Here is a 401-nt window from a genome sequence, read left to right on the forward strand (position 1 = left end):
ATCCGAGGTCGAGGCAGACGCTGCGGCGGAGAGCGGCGATGCCGTGGTTCCCTCGGATGCCGACGTCGAGGCGATCGTCGAGGAGAGCGCTGTCCCCGACGCTCCGGCCGAAGGAGCGGCCGTCACTGAGACCGCTGCCGAGGATTCCACCGTCGAGGCGCCTGTCGCCGAGAAGGCCCCGGCTGCTCCCGAGGCCCCGGCCGTGGTGACCGCCGTGTCGCTCGGTCTGCTGCCCGAGGTCTTCGTGTCGCAGGTCTCCACGCAACTGCACTTCTACGCGCCCGAGATCACCCCGCTGCCCGCACGGCCCGACCGCGGAGAGCGCATCTTCGACCGCATCGCCGAGCGCGAGCAGTCGCAGGACGAGTCGTCGGGTCGTGGCCGCGGTCGTGGCCGTCGCC

Annotated in this window: 1 pseudogene; it reads left to right on the forward strand. The window is 72.1% G+C overall.

Annotated elements, in window-relative coordinates:
* Positions 1 to 401 (forward strand): annotated as a pseudogene (locus tag ACNPM4_RS08830) (Rne/Rng family ribonuclease); the annotation flags it as partial.

The organism is Microbacterium umsixpiens, from assembly GCF_053543675.1.